This is a genomic window from Ruegeria sp. ANG-R (assembly GCF_000813985.1).
In the GTDB taxonomy this organism is placed as follows: domain Bacteria; phylum Pseudomonadota; class Alphaproteobacteria; order Rhodobacterales; family Rhodobacteraceae; genus Ruegeria.
This window is the reverse complement of record NZ_JWLJ01000001.1, coordinates 112,664-130,606: the sequence shown is the minus strand read 5'-3', so window position 1 is coordinate 130,606 and position 17,943 is coordinate 112,664. Positions and strand designations below refer to the sequence as shown.

The 17,943-nt window shown below is 58.0% G+C and carries 13 protein-coding genes; 9 read left to right on the top strand and 4 right to left on the bottom strand.

Features of this window, described 5'->3' with window-relative positions:
• Position 1 precedes the first annotated feature (1 nt).
• Entirely contained in the window at positions 2-3,517 is a 3,516-nt protein-coding gene (gene dnaE / locus RA27_RS00505; protein ID WP_039533915.1) for a DNA polymerase III subunit alpha, read from the bottom strand.
• A 344-nt stretch (positions 3,518-3,861) separates the two neighbouring features.
• Here dnaE and xdhA point away from each other — a divergent pair, with 344 nt between their 5' ends.
• From xdhA to RA27_RS00470, 7 genes are all read left to right on the top strand, one after another.
• Positions 3,862-5,223: a xanthine dehydrogenase small subunit gene (gene xdhA, locus RA27_RS00500; RefSeq protein ID WP_039533912.1), complete on the top strand. Its 1,362-nt coding sequence runs from the start codon at positions 3,862-3,864 to the stop codon at positions 5,221-5,223.
• Positions 5,220-7,622, top strand: a complete 2,403-nt coding sequence (gene xdhB / locus RA27_RS00495; protein WP_039533909.1) for a xanthine dehydrogenase molybdopterin binding subunit — start codon at positions 5,220-5,222, stop codon at positions 7,620-7,622. Before xdhA ends, xdhB begins: the two co-directional genes overlap by 4 nt.
• Positions 7,622-8,599 carry a xanthine dehydrogenase accessory protein XdhC gene (gene xdhC, locus RA27_RS00490; protein ID WP_039533907.1) on the top strand — a complete coding sequence of 326 codons (978 nt, stop codon included), beginning with the start codon at positions 7,622-7,624 and terminating at the stop codon, positions 8,597-8,599. The genes xdhB and xdhC overlap by 1 nt, the downstream gene beginning before the upstream one ends.
• Entirely contained in the window at positions 8,596-10,113 is a 1,518-nt protein-coding gene (locus RA27_RS00485) for an ABC transporter ATP-binding protein (protein ID WP_039533904.1), read from the top strand. The genes xdhC and RA27_RS00485 overlap by 4 nt, the downstream gene beginning before the upstream one ends.
• Positions 10,114-10,176: 63 nt before the next feature.
• Positions 10,177-11,259, top strand: coding sequence for an ABC transporter permease (locus RA27_RS00480; protein ID WP_039533902.1), 1,083 nt, complete (start codon positions 10,177-10,179; stop codon positions 11,257-11,259).
• A gap of 3 nt (positions 11,260-11,262) precedes the next feature.
• Positions 11,263-12,183, top strand: coding sequence for an ABC transporter permease (locus RA27_RS00475; protein WP_039533900.1), 921 nt, complete (start codon positions 11,263-11,265; stop codon positions 12,181-12,183).
• A gap of 35 nt (positions 12,184-12,218) precedes the next feature.
• Positions 12,219-13,292 (top strand): BMP family ABC transporter substrate-binding protein, encoded by a 1,074-nt coding sequence (locus RA27_RS00470; RefSeq protein WP_039533898.1) that lies wholly within the window; start codon positions 12,219-12,221, stop codon positions 13,290-13,292.
• Positions 13,293-13,357: 65 nt separating this feature from the next.
• Here the strand turns inward: RA27_RS00470 and RA27_RS00465 are convergent, their stop codons facing one another.
• The 3 genes from RA27_RS00465 to RA27_RS00455 all read right to left on the bottom strand — a co-directional run bounded on the left by RA27_RS00465 (position 13,358) and on the right by RA27_RS00455 (position 15,962).
• Positions 13,358-14,164: a class I SAM-dependent methyltransferase gene (locus RA27_RS00465; protein ID WP_039533895.1), complete on the bottom strand. Its 807-nt coding sequence runs from the start codon at positions 14,162-14,164 to the stop codon at positions 13,358-13,360.
• A gap of 160 nt (positions 14,165-14,324) precedes the next feature.
• On the bottom strand, positions 14,325-15,557 hold the full coding sequence (locus RA27_RS00460) for a biotin/lipoyl-binding protein (RefSeq protein ID WP_039533893.1): 1,233 nt from the start codon (positions 15,555-15,557) through the stop codon (positions 14,325-14,327).
• 3 nt (positions 15,558-15,560) lie between these two features.
• A complete protein-coding gene (locus RA27_RS00455) occupies positions 15,561-15,962 on the bottom strand; it encodes a hypothetical protein (RefSeq protein WP_039536751.1) in 402 nt (133 codons plus the stop codon).
• A gap of 203 nt (positions 15,963-16,165) precedes the next feature.
• Here RA27_RS00455 and RA27_RS00450 point away from each other — a divergent pair, with 203 nt between their 5' ends.
• Together RA27_RS00450 and RA27_RS00445 are read left to right on the top strand one after the other, a co-directional pair.
• Entirely contained in the window at positions 16,166-17,233 is a 1,068-nt protein-coding gene (locus tag RA27_RS00450) for an FAD-dependent oxidoreductase (RefSeq protein WP_039533892.1), read from the top strand.
• Positions 17,230-17,883, top strand: coding sequence for a DUF938 domain-containing protein (locus RA27_RS00445; RefSeq protein ID WP_039533888.1), 654 nt, complete (start codon positions 17,230-17,232; stop codon positions 17,881-17,883). Before RA27_RS00450 ends, RA27_RS00445 begins: the two co-directional genes overlap by 4 nt.
• Positions 17,884-17,943: the final 60 nt, after the last annotated feature.

The window sequence follows — 17,943 nt, the reverse complement described above, 5'->3', positions numbered from 1 at the left end:
ATCAGACCTCTTCGATCTCCGATATCCCTTCGAGCGATTTGAGCGCGCCCTTGATCTCCGGGTTGATTGCAAAGCTCCGACCCAAATCCATTTCGACCTCTCCGGGTAGTCTAGGATCGAACAGGCGAACATACACCGGTCCTTTCGCGGCCCTTTTGGCCGAGGTCTCAGCATCTTCCAGCACCTTTGCCATGTTGGGAAATACCTTCGAATCTTCGACAAATACACGCAGGCCCGTGGCCCCGGCCTCGGCCACCACCGCGTCGACCGGACCAACCGAGCGACCCAGCAGTTTCAGCTGATCCGCCTCCATCGTGGCTTCGGCGGTCAAGACGACCTGAGCGCCGGTTTCCAGAAACTCGCGTGATTTCTCGAGCGTCTCCGAAAATAGCGTAACCTCGTATGCGCCGGTAGGGTCAGAGAGCTGGGCAAAAGCGAACCGATTGCCGCGCGCCGACTTACGCTCTTGCCGTCCGGCAACAACACCGGCCATCTTGGCGATAAACGGACCAGAGCGCGCCTTTTCCGTCACCTGATCAAGTGTCAGCACCTGTTTACGTTTCAAGGCGGGCATGTAGTCATCCAGCGGGTGGCCAGACAGATAGAACCCGATGGCCTTGAATTCTTCGCTCAGGCGCTCGGCTGGCAGCCAATCGGGCGAAGGAGATAAGCGGGGTTCCGGCAAGTCGTCGCCCGCCTCGCCAAATAGCGAAACCTGGTTTGAATTCTTCTGATCGTGAATAGCAGCCGAATATTGCACCAGCGGATCGAGGCTTTCGAACACGCGACGACGGTTCTTGTCGAGCTGATCGAATGCACCGGCCCGCGCCAGCATTTCAAGTGGGCGCTTGCCGACCTTCTTCAGATCAACCCGACGTGCGAAATCGAAGAGATTGACGAACGGCTTGTTGCCGCGCCCTTCGACCACAAGGTTCATCGCCTCGACGCCTACGTTTTTGAGCGCGCCCAGCGCGTAAACCAAATGACCATCGGTTACGTCAAACGTGGCCTGAGACCGGTTTACACAAGGTGGCACATAAGGCAGGTCGAGCCCCTTGCGAACCTCTTCGAAATAGATAGCCAGCTTGTCGGTCAAATGGATATCGCAGTTCATGACGCCCGCCATGAACTCGACCGGGTGGTTCGCCTTCAGCCAGCCGGTCTGATAACTGACCACCGCATAGGCCGCTGCGTGGGATTTGTTGAAGCCGTAGTTGGCGAACTTCTCCAGCAGGTCGAAAACCTCGGACGCTTTCTTGGCATCAACACCATTCTCACCCGCACCCTTTTCGAACTTGGGACGCTCGGCATCCATCGCCTCTTTGATCTTTTTACCCATCGCCCGGCGTAACAAGTCGGCACCACCAAGGCTGTACCCTGCCATGACCTGCGCGATCTGCATCACCTGTTCCTGATAGACGATGATGCCTTGGGTCTCCTCAAGGATATGGTCGATCAGCGGATGCACGGATTCGATCTTGCGCAGCCCGTTCTTGACCTCGCAATAGGTCGGGATGTTCTCCATCGGGCCGGGACGATACAGCGCCACAAGAGCCACGATGTCCTCGATGCAGGTCGGCTTCATACGCTTGAGCGCGTCCATCATCCCCGAGGATTCCACCTGGAACACAGCAACCGTCTTGGCCGCCGAGTAGAGTTTGTATGTCGCCTCGTCGTCCAGCGGGATGGCGTTGATTTGGTTCTCGGCCCCCTCGGCCGGTTCGTAGAGTTCTGTACCGTCTGCGGCGATATGCAAGGGACGCCCGGACTTGAAGATCAGATCCATCGCATTCTGGATCACGGTCAAGGTTTTCAGGCCGAGAAAATCGAACTTCACCAGCCCGGCTTGCTCGACCCACTTCATGTTGAACTGGGTCGCGGGCATGTCGGATCGCGGGTCCTGATAGAGCGGAACAAGCGCATCCAACGGACGGTCCCCGATCACCACCCCCGCCGCGTGGGTTGAGGCATTCCGCAGCAACCCCTCAACCTGCTGGCCATAGGTGAGCAGCCGCTCCACGACCTCTTCGCTGCGCGCCTCTTCCCGCAGGCGAGGTTCGTCCTTCAGCGCCTTTTCGATGGAAACGGGCTTGACCCCTTCCACTGGAATCATCTTTGACAGACGGTCCACCTGACCATAAGGCATCTGCAGCACCCGCCCGATATCGCGCACGGCAGCTTTCGACAGAAGCGCACCAAAGGTGATGATCTGCCCCACCTTGTCGCGCCCGTATTTCTGCTGCACGTAACGGATCACCTCTTCGCGGCGGTCCATGCAGAAGTCGATATCAAAGTCAGGCATCGAGACCCGCTCGGGGTTCAGGAACCGCTCGAACAGCAGGCTGTAGCGCAACGGATCAAGGTCGGTGATCGTCAGCGCATAGGCCACCAGCGACCCCGCCCCCGAGCCCCGCCCCGGGCCAACCGGGATGTCTTCATCCTTTGCCCACTGGATAAAGTCAGCAACGATCAGGAAATAACCCGGAAAGCCCATGCCTTCGATGATGTCGAGTTCGAAATCCAGCCGCTTTTGATATTCTTCCGGTGTCACCGCATGGGGGATCACGGCCAGACGCTTCTGCAAGCCCTCATTGGCGATACGGCGCAGTTCGGCGACCTCGTCATCAGCAAATTTCGGCAGGATCGGATCCCGACGATAGGTCATAAAGGCGCAGCGCTTGGCGATCTCAACGGTGTTTTCAATCGCTTCGGGCAAGTCGGCGAATAGAGTCGCCATCTCTTGCTGCGACTTGAAATAATGCTGCGCGGTCAGACGGCGGCGACCTTCCTGCTGATCCACATAAGCCCCCTCGGCGATGCAGATCAGCGCGTCATGCGCCTCGTACATGTCCGAGGTCGGGAAATAGACATCGTTCGTGGCGACCAGCGGCAGGTTCTTGGCATAAGCCATCTCGACATGGCCGCGCTCGGTCAGGCGTTCGGCCTCGGGTTGGCCCTCTTCCCCAGGATGGCGTTGTAGTTCGACATAGAGGCGATCCGGGAACATCGCCGCCAGGCGGTCCACCAAAACCTCCGCTGCCGGAAGCTGCCCGTGTTGCAGCAACATCCCGACCGGCCCGTCCGGCCCGCCGGTCAGACAGATCAGACCGTCAGATCGCTCCGCCAATTCCTCCAACGTAACCTGCGGCAACTGCCCGCCCTTGTCGACATAAAGGCAAGAGCTAAGCTTCATGAGGTTTTCGTACCCCACCTCGGATTGCGCCAGCAGTACCAAGGGAGCAGGCTTTTCTACGTAGGTGCGACCGGGAGGGGCGGCGCTTTCGAGCCCAAAATCTCCAAGATCAACCTGGCACCCCATGATCGGCTGCACACCCGCACCACTCGCGGTGACCGAGAATTCCAGCGCCGAGAACATGCTGTTGGTATCAGTCACCGCGACAGCGGGCATCTCCATCTGCTCGCAAAGACCTGGCAGCTTTTTCAGCCTTACAGCGCCTTCCAGCAGAGAATATTCGGTGTGAACGCGGAGGTGAATGAATCGGGGATTGCTGCTCATTCCCGCAAGCTATCCCAGCAAACAGAGATGCAAAAGCACGAACCTATCTTGTGGAATCGACGAAATAATCATTTCGATTATTCGGATATTTCTGAAGGTGCTTCTGGCCCCGCAAGCACCTCATGGCAGAAAACACTTTAGTTTCAGTCCACTGAGCAGTCGGCAGATACGACAATAGACCGCCATTTGCGTTAAATGATGCATCACTGGGGCAGTTTTTCTTGCCAGATCACACAGCCTCTTTCTAACATCGGATGGCAAGCTATACGCCCGCTACTCTTTCTACGTCGCATCGAAGGAGAGCACCCAAAGGGCGCAACCGGGTAACGCGACGGGTTTCACTCATGAATATCACGTTTCTTCTGAACGGAGAGACTGTGGAGTTGGCGGATGTTGATCCGACGGCGACCCTGCTGGATTGGCTGCGCGAGGATCGCGGTCTGACCGGCACCAAAGAGGGCTGCAACGAAGGCGATTGCGGCGCCTGCACCGTCATGGTGACGGATGAAGGCGGCCACAAGGCGCTGAATTCCTGCATTCTGTTTTTGCCGCAACTCCACGGCAAGGCCGTGCGTACGGTAGAAGGCGCCAGCGGTCCGAATGGCGAGGCACATCCGGTTCAACAAGCCATGGTTGACCTGCATGGCTCTCAATGCGGTTTCTGCACCCCCGGTTTTGTCATGTCGATGGTCGCAGGTCATGCCAGTGGCGCGACGGATCATGACACCCAGCTTGCCGGAAATCTGTGCCGTTGCACCGGTTACGCACCGATTATTCGTGCAGCCCAAGCTGCCGTGGATAAACCCGTTCCGGTCTGGGTCCGAGACACACCCGTTGCCACGCGTGTGTCCTCGCCGATGTTACCGGAATCCTCGGATGAGCTGGCTTCTGTTTATGCCAAACACCCGGATGCCACGTTGGTCGCGGGTGCGACCGACGTCGGGCTTTGGGTTACCAAGCAACTACGTAAACTTGACCCGGTTATCTTCCTGAACCGCTGCGATGATCTGAAAGACATCAAGGTGACGGACAACGAAATTCGTTTCGGCGCCATGGTCGACATGAACCGCATGGGCGATGCGCTGGCCGATCTGCACCCGTCCTATGCCGAGATGATCCGACGCTATGCCAGTGTTCAGGTCCGCCACGCAGCTACCGTCGGTGGCAATATCGCCAATGGCTCACCTATCGGAGACAACCCGCCCGCGCTCATTGCGCTGGGTGCCACGCTCCACCTGCGTAAAGGCGATGCCCGCCGCACGATCCCGTTGGAAGAGTTCTTTGCCGACTATGGCAAGCAAGATCGCGCCCCCGGCGAGTTCGTCGAGGCGGTCAGCTTTCCGCGTCAGACTGATCGACTGAAAACCTACAAGCTCAGCAAACGGTTTGATCAGGACATCTCGGCAGTCTGCGGATGCTTCAATATCACGGTTTCAGAAGGTGTGATCACCGATGCGCGTATCGCTTTTGGCGGCATGGCCGGGATTCCGAAGCGCGCGAAGCATGTCGAAGAAGCATTGATTGGCAAGCCATGGGAGCGTCAAACTATCACTGCCGCGCTGCCGGAATTCACGAAAGACTATACTCCGATGACAGACATGCGCGCCTCGGCCACATATCGGTTGGAGACCGCCAAAGCGATGCTTGAGAGGTACTTTCTGGAGGATCAGGGCGAGGTGGCCAATGTACTGGAGGTGTCGGCATGAGCGTGACCAAACCTCTCCCGCATGACGCGGCACCTCTGCATGTCTCTGGCGCAGCGCGCTATGTTGACGACATCCCGACGCCCAAGGCCACGTTGCATCTGGCCTTTGGTGTCAGCCCGATTGCCAAAGGCAGAATCAGGTCAATGGACCTGTCGGCGGTAAAGGCCGCCGAAGGCGTTGTCTTGGTTATGACGGCCGAGGATCTGCCCTTTGCCAACGACGTATCGCCGTCGATCCATGACGAGCCGCTACTGTCTGACGGCACGGTCAATTACATCGGACAACCCGTCTTTCTTGTCGCCGCAACAAGCCATTTGGCTGCACGCAAGGCGGCACGGATGGGCAAGATCGACTATGCCGAAGAGACCCCGATCCTGACCGTCGAAGAAGCTCTCGCGGCCGATAGCCGGTTCGAGGAAGGCCCGCGCATCTACACTAAAGGGGATGCGGATGCGGCCATTGCAGGATCGGAACATGTGATTGAGGGCAGCTTCGAACTGGGCGGGCAAGAGCATTTCTATCTGGAAGGACAGGCTGCGTTGGCCGTACCGAACGAAGGTGCGGATATGCTTGTGCATTCCTCGACCCAGCATCCCACCGAGATTCAGCACAAAGTGGCGGATGCATTGGGTGTTCCCATGCACGCCGTCCGTGTTGAAACCCGCCGGATGGGTGGAGGGTTTGGCGGCAAGGAAAGCCAGGGCAATGCACTGGCCGTCGCTTGCGCCGTCGCCGCCCGCATCACCGGTAAGGCCTGCAAGATGCGCTATGACCGCGATGATGACATGATCATCACCGGAAAACGCCATGCGTTCCGAATTGCCTATCGCGCCGGGTTCGACGAGCATGGGCATATTCAGGGCGTCTCGTTCCTGCACCATGCGATTTGTGGATGGGCGCAGGATCTGTCCCTGCCCGTCGCGGATCGGGCGATGTTGCATTCGGACAATGCCTATCTGCTGCCCAATGCGCGGATCGAAAGCCACCGGTTGAAAACCAACACCCAATCCGCCACCGCCTATCGCGGTTTCGGCGGCCCACAAGGGATGGTCGGGATCGAGCGCGTGATGGACCATGCCGCCCATGAACTTGGAGTTGATCCGGTCGAGTTGCGTCGACGGAACTACTATGAACCAGCCCATGAAGCTGTGGAACGCGAACCGGCAGAGCAATCCGTGGGGCACGCGGACCCACATCAGGACCTGACCAGCCGAGGAGCTGTGAAAACGGGTTTTGCCCCGGTTCGCCCTCTGCCCGCAGGCGGCAACACGACGCCCTACGGCATGGAGGTCAGCGATTTCGAACTGCACGGCATGACCGAAGCGCTGCTGAAATCCAGCGACTATGCCGCACGCAAAGTAGCCATCGAAAAATGGAACGCCGAGAACAGCGTAATCAAGAAAGGCATCGCCTTCTCTCCGGTCAAGTTCGGCATTTCCTTCACGCTGACACACCTCAATCAGGCCGGAGCGCTGGTACATGTCTATCAGGACGGCTCGGTTCACCTGAACCATGGCGGAACCGAGATGGGCCAGGGGTTGTTCCAGAAAGTGGCGCAAGTAGCGGCATCTCGTTTTGGCATTCCGCTGGATATGGTGAAAATCACCGCGACCGATACGGCAAAAGTGCCCAATACCTCGGCGACGGCGGCATCTTCGGGAAGCGACCTGAACGGCATGGCGGTCAAAGCGGCTTGCGACACGATCCGTGACAGGATGGCCGACTATTTGGCCGAGCGGCATCAGGCGGACCCATCTTCCGTGGTATTCGCCGACGGACATGTTTCGGTCGGCGAGGAACGCTATACCTTCGCCGAAGCTGCAGCACTGACCTATCAAGGCCGGGTCAGCCTTTCAGCCACAGGTTTCTACAAGACTCCCAAGATTGAATGGGATCGGATCAAGGGGCGCGGTCGTCCATTCTTCTATTTTGCCTATGGTGCGTCCATCACCGAAGTCGCTGTCGATACATTGACCGGTGAGAACCGCATCCTTCGCACGGATATCCTGCATGACGCTGGTGCGTCACTGAATCCAGCGCTGGATATCGGACAGGTCGAAGGTGGCTATGTGCAAGGCGCGGGTTGGCTGACGACCGAAGAATTGGTCTGGGACGACAAGGGTAACCTGCGAACTCATGCGCCCTCGACCTACAAGATTCCAGCCTGTTCCGATCGACCCGACATCTTCAATGTTGCACTTTGGAATGGCGAAAACCGCGAGGACACAATCTATCGCTCCAAGGCGGTAGGGGAACCGCCGTTTATGTTGGGCATCTCCGCCTGGTTGGCGCTGTCAAACGCGGTGGCGGCCTGCGGGGATAGGTACCCTGCGTTGGATGCGCCCGCGACCGCAGAAGAGGTCTGGCGCGGTGTCCAAAGGATGAAGGGAGGCATCTGATGGGATTTGATCGGGAAGCTTTGAGGGAGGCCGTCAAAACCCATGGGTCTGTGGTCCGCGTGGTCATCGCCGGGATCAAGGGATCGTCCCCCCGCGAAGTTGGCGCGTCAATGCTGGTCTGGAAAGACGGGCAAAGTGGTACGATCGGCGGTGGCACGCTGGAGTATCAGGCCGCGGAGGCCGCGCGCCGTCAAATAGATCCGGTACGGTTCAGCCAGCACGCACTTGGCCCCGACATGGGCCAATGCTGTGGCGGCGCTGTTTCATTGCTATCAGAAATCCACGACACCGCATCCTTGGTGCGCCTCGAAGGAGAGGTGATCGCGCGGCCGGTAGCCCCTTTTTCCGAAACGGAAAACGGACCGGAAACCTCGCAGGTCTCCAGCTCCCAGCCGATGGCAGTCAAACGTGTTCTGGCACGATCCCGTGGTCAGGGAGTCGCGCCCGAGCCGCAACTGATTGAGGGCTGGATGATCGAGCCCGTCCACAAGCCAACCCGCAATCTGTGGATCTGGGGCGCAGGGCATGTTGGCCGTGCCTTGGTGGATGTTCTGTCTCCCCTGCCCGATCTCGCGATTACTTGGGTTGATACAGGACCTGAACGCTTTCCGGATGCAATCGCTACGGGCGTGACTGCTGTTCCGGCTAGGAAACCGGCCGAACTCGTACGCCATGCACCCAGCGAAGCGGAACATCTGGTGCTTACTTATTCACACAATTTGGATCTGGAACTGTGCAACAGGCTGCTTTTGCATGATTTCCGCTTTGCGGGACTGATTGGCTCAGCTACCAAATGGGCGCGATTCCGGTCGCGGCTGGCGGCACTTGGGCATCCGCCCGAACGGATAAGCCGGATTACCTGCCCGATTGGTGATCCCTCGCTGGGCAAACACCCACAGATGATCGCCGTTGGCGTCGCAGCACATCTTCTGCGCCCGGCCCGACAGAACGAATTGAAGAAGGACCTGAGCGCGTGACCACTCCACTACTGAGCTTGCAAGGGCTGACCAAAGCCTATCCCGGCGTCGTGGCCAATGATCAGGTGTCCTTTGACATCGGCGAAGGCGAGGTTCACGCCCTGCTGGGCGAGAATGGCGCAGGTAAATCCACACTGGTCAAGATGATCTATGGTCTGGTGAAACCGGATAGCGGCACGATGCTTCTGCGCGGCCAGGCCTTTGCACCACCTGAACCACGGGCCGCCCGCGCTGACGGGATTGCGATGGTATTCCAGCACTTTTCGTTGTTCGATGCTTTGAACGTCGCCGAAAACATTGCGCTGGGGATGGAAAATCCACCTCCAATGGGTGATCTGGCATCCCGTATCCGCGAGGTTTCGGAAACATACGGGCTGCCACTGGACCCGTTCCGCACTGTGGGCGACCTGTCGGCTGGTGAGCGCCAACGGGTCGAGATCATCCGCTGCCTGTTGCAGGACCCCAAGCTGTTGATCATGGATGAACCAACTTCGGTCCTGACCCCGCAGGAAGTTGATATCCTTTTCGAAACGCTGAATAAATTGCGTTCCGAGGGTACTTCGATCTTGTACATCTCGCACAAGCTCGAAGAGATCAGAACGCTGTGCGACCACGCCACAATCCTTCGTCTCGGCAAGAATGTTGGCGAGTGCGTGCCAAGCGAAACCTCGGCCAGAGATATGGCCGAGATGATGGTCGGCTCGACCCTGCAAACTCCGGAACGCTCAGGGCGTGAGTTTGGGGAAGTTGCGTTGGATGTAAGCGGCCTCTCGGTCCCCTCTCCATCAGAATTTGGCACCGCGCTGAAGAACGTTCACATGACTGTGCGCAAGGGCGAGGTACTGGGCATTGGCGGTGTCGCAGGAAATGGTCAGGACGAACTACTGGGCGTCCTTTCCGGCGAGATTCAAACTGCTGCCGATGCTATCAAGTTCAACGGACAAGCCATTGGCAAGAAAGGCCCCACGGCTCGCCGCAAACTGGGCGTGTTAACCGCGCCCGAGGAACGGCTGGGCCACGCGGCTGCACCTGATATGAGTTTGACCGAAAATGCTCTGCTGACCGGCTCGGTTCGCGAAGGATTGGAAAGCAACGGCTTCCTGAAATGGAACGAAACCAAAGGGTTCGCCGAGAAAATCATCGAGGCGTTCGATGTGCGCACTCCGGGACCCGAGAACGCGGCAAGGTCGCTTTCGGGCGGAAACCTGCAGAAGTTCGTGATTGGTCGCGAAGTGTTGCAGAACCCGGATGTGCTGGTGGTGAACCAGCCGACTTGGGGGGTGGATGCAGCCGCCGCGGCTTCGATCCGACAGGCCATTCTGGATCTCGCGGCCAAAGGCACAGCGGTTGTCTGTATCAGCCAGGATCTGGATGAGCTGATGGAGATATCGGACAGCTTTGCCGCGCTGAACGAAGGACGGCTCAGCGCCCCGCGCTCGACCACAGGTCTGACGGTCGATGAGATCGGCCTGATGATGGGTGGCGCGCATGGCATGGAGGTGGCGCATGTATGACCGTCAAATCCGCCTTCGGCGAGAGTATTTACAAAAAGATGAAAAAACCCGGGGGATGAGCAGATGATTGTGTTGGAGAAACGGCCACAGCCATCAAAGGCGTGGTCATATGCGACCCCTCTGGTCGCAGTGATCGCAACGATGGTCTTTGGCGGCATTCTGTTCGCTATTCTGGGCAAGAACCCCATCGAGGCCATCGGAACGATTTTCTGGGAGCCGCTTTTCGGCGAGTTCGCCTTCTATTACCGCCCGCAACTGTTGGTGAAGGGCGCCCCTCTGGTATTGATCGCGATTGGTCTGTCTTTGGGCTTTCGCGCGGGGATCTGGAATATCGGCGCCGAGGGGCAATACATCATGGGTGCGATTTTCGGCGCGGGTGCGGGGCTGGCCTTTTATCCGCTGGAGGCCTGGTTCATCTTTCCAATCATGGTGCTGGCCGGTGCGTTTGGCGGCTGGTTATGGGCGACGATCCCGGCCTTTCTGAAAGTGCGCTTTGGCACCAATGAAATCCTTGTTTCGCTGATGCTGGTCTATGTCGCCGAGCAGTTTCTGGCCTCGGTGTCGCTGGGCCTGCTGAAAAACCCCGAAGGCTTCGGCTTTCCCGGCTCACGCAACCTGCAATCTTATGAGAGTGCGCATAATGCAGAACTGATCGCGGGATCGGGTATGCACTGGGGCGTGGTTGCCGCGTTTATCGCGGTGATCTTTGCCTATGTGCTGCTGAACCGACACATGCTGGGCTTTCACATCCGTCTGACCGGTGAGGCCCCGCGCGCGGCAAAGTTTGCCGGTGTGAACCCGGCGCGCCTGATCCTGTTCTGCCTTGGTCTGTCCGGCGCATTGGCGGGTTTGGCGGGAATGTTCGAGGTGTCCGGCCCGTCGGGTGTGGTCAGCATCGACTTTAACGTGGGCTACGGCTTCACTGCGATCATCGTGGCCTTTCTGGGCCGTCTGCATCCGGTGGGCATCCTACTGGCCGGCGGCATAATGGCGCTGACCTATATCGGTGGTGAAATCGCGCAGTCTCAGCTGGGTCTGCCTGCCGCCGCCATTCAGGTGTTTCAGGGGATGCTTCTGTTCTTCCTGCTGGCCTTCGATCTTTTGACCAATTACCGCATCCGTGCGGCCCGTAGCGAGGTGGCGTGATCCATGGACCTTGGTGAAATCAATCCGGTACTTCTAGTCGCCTCACTGATGGTGGCCGCAACCCCCCTGCTGTTGGCCGCGATCGGCGAACTGGTCGTAGAAAAGGCAGGTGTTCTGAATCTCGGTGTCGAGGGCATGATGATCGTTGGTGCGATCAGCGGCTTTGCCATCTCGGTCGAGACCGGTTCACCCTGGCTGGGTTTCGTTGCCGCCGCCATTGGAGGCGCCGTACTGTCGCTGCTGTTCGTCCTGCTGACGCAAGTGGCGCTGGCCAATCAGGTGGCAAGCGGGCTTGCGCTGACGTTGTTCGGCTTGGGATTCAGCGCTCTGTTGGGTCAGAGCTATGTGGGAATCAAACCACCCAGCATGGGCGAAATCCATATCCCGGTCCTCAGCGACATCCCGGTGATTGGCCCGATCCTGTTCCAGCATGATCCCATACTCTATGTCGGCATCACCCTGACTGCCGCCGTCTGGGCCGCGCTGAAATACACGCGCGCCGGTCTGATCCTGCGTGCGGTGGGCGAAAACCACGATGCCGCCCATGCGCTGGGTTACAAGGTCATCAAGATCCGCATCATGGCAATCATGTTTGGTGGTGCCTGTGCCGGACTGGGGGGCGCCTATATCAGCCTGATCCGGGTTCCACAGTGGACCGAAGGCATGACCGCCGGTGTCGGCTGGATCGCTCTGGCATTGGTGGTGTTCGCCAGCTGGAAGCCATGGCGTGTCCTGTTAGGCGCTTATTTGTTCGGCGGAATCACCGTCTTGCAGCTTAATTTGCAGGCGGCAGGCGTTGCCATTCCCGTCGAGTATCTGGCAATGTCGCCCTACATCATCACGATCCTTGTGCTTGTGATCCTTTCGGCCGACAAGAGCAGCGCACCTGCCTCACTGGGCCGGACCTTCCATGCCTCGCACTAGACGGGGCCAACTGAACCAACTTTGGGAGTAACCACATGAAATTCACGTCACTTCTTGCAAGCGCCGCCATGGCCCTGGGTCTGGCGACCGGCGCCATGGCTCAGGACAAAACCAAGGTCGGATTTGTCTACGTCGGCCCGGTCGGCGACGGCGGCTGGACCTACGAACATAACGAAGGTCGTCTGGCCGTCGAAGAACACTTTGGCGATAAGGTCGAGACGGTTTTCGTCGAATCCGTACCCGAAGGCCCGGATGCCGAACGTGTGATGACGCAGATGGCGCTGGAGGGGGCTGACCTGATCTTTACCACATCGTTTGGGTATATGGACCCGACCATCAACGTGGCAAAGAAATTCCCGGACGTTAAATTCGAACACGCTACCGGCTACAAAACCGCACCAAACGTGTCCGTTTATTCTGCCCGGTTTTATGAAGGTCGCGCAGTTCAGGGCCTGATCGCCGGAAGCATGACCAAATCGAACATCATCGGGTACATCGGCTCTTATCCGATCCCCGAGGTGATCCGGGGCATCAACGCAGCATATCTGGCGGCAAAGGAAGTCAACCCGGATGTCGAGTTCAAGATCGTGTGGGCCTACACCTGGTTTGATCCGGCCAAAGAAGCAGATGCTGCGAAAGTTCTGATCGAACAGGGCGCTGACGTGATCCTGCAGCACACCGACTCAACCGCGCCACAAGCCGCCGCGCAAGAGGCGGGCAACGTGATCACCTTTGGTCAGGCATCGGACATGAGCGAATACGCTCCAATGCCGCGGGTCTCCTCGATCATTGACAACTGGGCACCCTATTACATTGACCGGACGCAGGCTGTGATGGACGGCACATGGGAAACCGTGAACACCTGGGACGGTATTGGTGACGGCATGGTCGGCATAGGTGAGATTTCGGACGCGGTTCCAGCGGATGTCAAAGAAAAGGCGCTTGCGCTGAAGGACGCGATTGCGTCTGGTGAATATCATCCGTTCACAGGCCCGATCAACAAGCAGGACGGAAGCGTCTGGCTGGCCGAGGGCGAAACCGCCGATGACGGCACGCTGGCAGGCATGAACTTCTATGTCGAAGGACTGGAAGGCGAAATTCCGCAGTAAGAACCGAACCTGTTTGACAAGATCAAGGCTCGTAGAATCCTGCGGGCCTTTTTTTGTTCACCCGCTCAGGGTGACATCATCTGAAAGAAATGGGCTTTCAGCGGCATTGTCGACGGCTCTGGTCCGAAACGTGCGCGCATATTGTTTGCGAGGTCGCCGGCAATTTCGCCATGGTCCCCGTCACGTTCGAGAACCTCGAAATACGCAGGGCTGCCAAGCATCAAACCCAGCGCAAAATTATCAAAATTCGCAACAGATGAAGCATGTTCCACACATTCGTGACATGGCTCAACAAACCCCGCTTGCACAACCTCATCCAGAATCGCGGCGGCGTCGTGTAGTGAGAACGGGACTTTCATGAAACCCGGCGGGTCACTTTCAAACGCACCGGACAACGTTTCGATGACCATTTCGGAATATGGGTTCTCGGCGTTGGTACCCCATGTCGAAAACAAGTAAATGCCACCTGGCTTCAACACGCGACGCGCCTCGGCATAGGCCCGGGCACGATCAGGGAAAAACATATGCCCGAACTGGCAGATGACAGCGTCAAAACTTGAGTCAGCAAACGGAAGCTCCTGCGCATCTGCCGACTGAAAACTCACGTTACTTGTCTCACTGAACTTGGTGCGTGCGATATCAAGCATCGGTTCGTTGAGGTCTGTGACCACAACATGCGCATCATCCAACGCACGAGACAGATGCCGGGTCACAATCCCCGTGCCTGCAGCGAGTTCCAAAACATGTCCGGGCGAAACAGCCGCAGTTTTCTGCGCCATAATGCGGGCCATATGATCGAATATCACCGGCCCCATCTCTCGGTCGTAATTCCCCGGGATATCTCCCACAAATGCAGAATTTGTATCAACCATTGCCGCCTCCTTTGCGCCTCAAAAAAGCTCAGCCGAACAAACTCGGCTGAGGTGGCGCTGAGGCACAATAACACAGGCGAACCGCGATCAGGAAACCCGCCGCCTTCTACGCGCGGGTGTCGGAGACAGGGGCACCAAGTGGATTGGTGTAGTGGTTTACCTAGTGCCCAGTCAACACGAGCGTGTTCACCGGCATCAGGATCAGTCGCAGGCGTAGACCTGCAGCGTGAACGACACCGATGGTGTCCACCACATGCAGGAAAGACTTCTCCCAGAATCCGATGTTCTCGTCTTCAAGCTTGGCATGGTTGTCCGTATAGACATTCGCCAGACAGTTGCTGCCCGGCGGCACGTCATCCGCCATGCTTTCATAAAGCGGCTCAAGATAGACGAGAATCGAACCCGGGTTGGTATTGGTCTGGACATCGCGCAATTCATCGGTTGGCCGGATCTGCCCCGATGGGATCACATCCTGCACCTCGACGACAACAACGGGGATCACTGTGAAGGGTTTGGTCATACAGCCCAGCTCGCCAATCATACCCGGCTTGATCACCTGTGCCGAGAGTTGGCTGAACGCTGCCTGAAACCGGTCATGTCCGGAAGAGGACGGCACAAGGATACCCGCCGGGCGCAGCAGAGGGCTGACGTAGTCCCCGACCTGAAGCCCAAATTGTTCGACCCGGCCGGTTACCCCGGCGCTGACTATGGTTTTGTCCAGTTCGGTCAGCGCAGCATCAAGCTGGGCATTGGCGCTGGCAAGCTGGGCCGGGATCAATTCCTCGATCTGCTGTACAACGGCAGCCCGCTGAGATGTCGCGGCGGTGACCTGCGCCTCACGCTCAGCAACCAGGTTTTCCAATCGGTCAATTTCGGCCATGCGCACGGCACTGGAGCCTTCGTCACGCAGCGTGGTATTACGCTCAAGATCTTCAAGCGACTGAGCCAGTGCCGCCCTTGCCCCCGCGATGCCTGCCTCGGCCTCGGCAAGATCGGTTTCTGCCACTTTCAGCGACGCCTGCACCTGAGCGATCTGCGCATGAGCTGCCTCGACTTGGGCCGTTTGGGTGAAATCCTCGATCCGGAAAATCGGCTGCCCGGCGGTCACCTGTTCATTGTTGCGCACATAGACCTCGGAAACGCGACCGCCGAGTTGTGGAAGGATCGTGACCGTCCGGAAATAGGAGGCCGCCGTTTTGCTGGACGGGTGGAAATAGAACAGCGTAGTGATCACGGTCAGCGCCAGTATGGCACAGGTCGTCAGCCCCCAACGCAATTCGTACCACATGGTGAACAATGTGATCTCGTGCCCGATCCGTTTCCCCTGAACAAAGCGGCGATACAAATAGTCGGGAAGCACAGTAACCAGTGCGCACAGCATTGTCTCGATCATGGTTCAGTGCCCCTGCGCTGTGGGTTCGGTTGGTTCGGGCTCAATATCCGGTTCAGCAGGATCAGGCGCCACCTCGTCGTCCCGCCCAGGCCCCAAAGATCGGATCGCATCCGCGATCGACCGCAGCGGAGCAGCAAAATCAGGGAACTGGAACCCGGCAACAAGAATTGCCGCAATCCAGAAAATGCCATTATGGGTGAACAAGGCCAAAAGCGCCAGAATCCCAACCAGCTGAAACTGAGGGTGATTGGTCTCATGCGCCATCTTTTCCGGGATCGAATGCAGCGTGAAATAGGCAACTCCGATCAGCACGACCATCCCGACAGTGAACACGATCATAAAGGTAAAGAGATAATCGCTCCCGTCCGCCTGCGTGACATATGACGGAATGTGACCCGTCGCCATAGGGTGAATATCTGCCGCGTTCACATCTATCTCCGAATCTTGCGTTGTTTGCACTAAAAGCAGGCTGACCGCTTGCAATCAAGTTTCCATTGCCTTTTGCTTAGGACTTTTCGTCCGGCAAGCCCCATGCCATGGTCGATCAATGACTTGCCCCGCAGACCCACCACACCGCTGCACCGACGATTGAAAGCGAAAGAGAGCCTATGATTGATTTCCTGATTGTTGGTGGAGGCATCGCCGGGCTGAGCACCGGAGCGCGACTGTCCAACCACGGCTTAGTCACAGTTTTAGAGGCAGAGGATGCGCTGGGGTATCACACTTCGGGCCGATCTGCCGCCATGTTCGCCAAAGGGTACGGTCCGGCCTCGGTCAAAGCCTTGAACGAAGCGAGCATCGGGTTCCTTGAAACGAATGAATACCTGACACCACGCGGATTGATGCTGGTCGGTGGTAAGAAACAGCGCGAGTCGTTTCAAAAGGAAGCTGCCGACCTTGGGGTACGGCAGATTACGCTGAGCGATGCTCAAAGCCGCATCCCGATCCTGAATCCCGACACCGTTGGTTATGCAGCCATCAGTGACAACGCCTTCGATATCGATACCGATCGCATGTTGCAGGGCTTTGCGCGGGTCATCCGGCGAAATGGTGGATCAATCCTGACACGGCAGAAGGTCAGGACCATTGGCAAATCAGATCACTGGATCGTCGAGACTTCTGAAACGTTCGAAACCCGCAACCTGGTAAACGCTGCCGGGGCATGGGTCGACGAGATTGCCCAGATGGCAGGAATACCAACGATCGGGATCACACCGTATCGCCGATCTATAGCCCGCATTCCCGCCCCCGGAGGACATGATCTGCGAAACTGGCCCTTGATGCTGGGCGTGGATGAGACGTGGTATGCCAAACCAGACGCCGGCAAGCTGCTCGTCTCGCCCTGCGAGGCGGACCCGACCACGCCTCATGACGCCTATGCCGATGACATGGTTCTCGCAGAAGGGTTAGCGCGGTACGAAGCGATGGTCACAGAACCTGTAACCCGCGTCGAAACCAATTGGGCGGGGCTTCGCAGCTTTGTCGCCGATGGCACGCTGGTACTGGGACCCGATCCAACTGATCCGTCGTTCATCTGGTCGGCCGCGCAGGGAGGGTACGGGTTTCAGACTGCTCCTGCCGCCTCGCAACTCGTGGCAGATCTTGCAACCGGTGCGGCACCAAAGCTTGATATGGCAAGCGTGAAGGCGTTGACGCCCAATAGGCTGGGTCGATGACGATGCGCAAGTTACCTTCAAATGCCAGCGTCGCCACCGAGGGCAATGGCGGCAGGCTCATCGCTCCGGCCGCGAACCGAAACGCGGCGGCGCTATGCGGTTTGATGGCTCGGGTTGCCCCATCGTCGGGTCGTGCATTGGAACTGGCCAGTGGAACGGGGCAACATGTCTCGGCCTTTGCCCGGCGGTTGCCGGGGCTTTACTGGCAGCCAAGCGACGTCACCGCCGAGCGTCGCAGCAGTATCGATGCCTACACCAAGGGTCTACCAAATACAGCCGCAGCGCTTCATCTGGACGCAACCGCGTCAGGCTGGCACAAGACCATTGCCCGACAGGATCTGGTTGTGCTGATCAACCTCCTGCACCTGATCAGTTGGACCGAGACAAAAACTCTTGTCGCGGAAGCTGCGCGTGTACTGAACACGGGTGGTCGTCTGGTGCTATATGGACCGTTCATGCGAGCCGGGCAGCTGACAAGCGATGGCGACCAGAGGTTTCACGATGCGTTGGTCCAGCAAGATCCTGAGATTGGGTACAAAGATGACGCCGAGCTACTTGCGTTGCTGAAGAACAGCGATCTGGAACTGGTCGAGATCACTCACATGCCTGCAAACAACCTGGCATTCGTTGCCGAAAAGGCCGTGACCTGATCAGGATCAAAGTCTGCCCCATCCCCATTCATTCATATGCGCATTATCATATGTATTTAG

Coding starts and splice junctions, on each gene's coding strand:
- xdhC (WP_039533907.1), top strand. CDS start 7,622: ATGGGATTTGATCGGGAAGCTTTGAGGGAGGCCGTCAAAACCCATGGG.
- dnaE (WP_039533915.1), bottom strand. CDS start 3,517: ATGAGCAGCAATCCCCGATTCATTCACCTCCGCGTTCACACCGAATAT.
- RA27_RS00470 (WP_039533898.1), top strand. CDS start 12,219: ATGAAATTCACGTCACTTCTTGCAAGCGCCGCCATGGCCCTGGGTCTG.
- RA27_RS00445 (WP_039533888.1), top strand. CDS start 17,230: ATGACGATGCGCAAGTTACCTTCAAATGCCAGCGTCGCCACCGAGGGC.
- RA27_RS00455 (WP_039536751.1), bottom strand. CDS start 15,962: ATGGCGACGGGTCACATTCCGTCATATGTCACGCAGGCGGACGGGAGC.
- xdhB (WP_039533909.1), top strand. CDS start 5,220: ATGAGCGTGACCAAACCTCTCCCGCATGACGCGGCACCTCTGCATGTC.
- RA27_RS00450 (WP_039533892.1), top strand. CDS start 16,166: ATGATTGATTTCCTGATTGTTGGTGGAGGCATCGCCGGGCTGAGCACC.
- xdhA (WP_039533912.1), top strand. CDS start 3,862: ATGAATATCACGTTTCTTCTGAACGGAGAGACTGTGGAGTTGGCGGAT.
- RA27_RS00480 (WP_039533902.1), top strand. CDS start 10,177: ATGATTGTGTTGGAGAAACGGCCACAGCCATCAAAGGCGTGGTCATAT.
- RA27_RS00460 (WP_039533893.1), bottom strand. CDS start 15,557: ATGATCGAGACAATGCTGTGCGCACTGGTTACTGTGCTTCCCGACTAT.
- RA27_RS00475 (WP_039533900.1), top strand. CDS start 11,263: ATGGACCTTGGTGAAATCAATCCGGTACTTCTAGTCGCCTCACTGATG.
- RA27_RS00465 (WP_039533895.1), bottom strand. CDS start 14,164: ATGGTTGATACAAATTCTGCATTTGTGGGAGATATCCCGGGGAATTAC.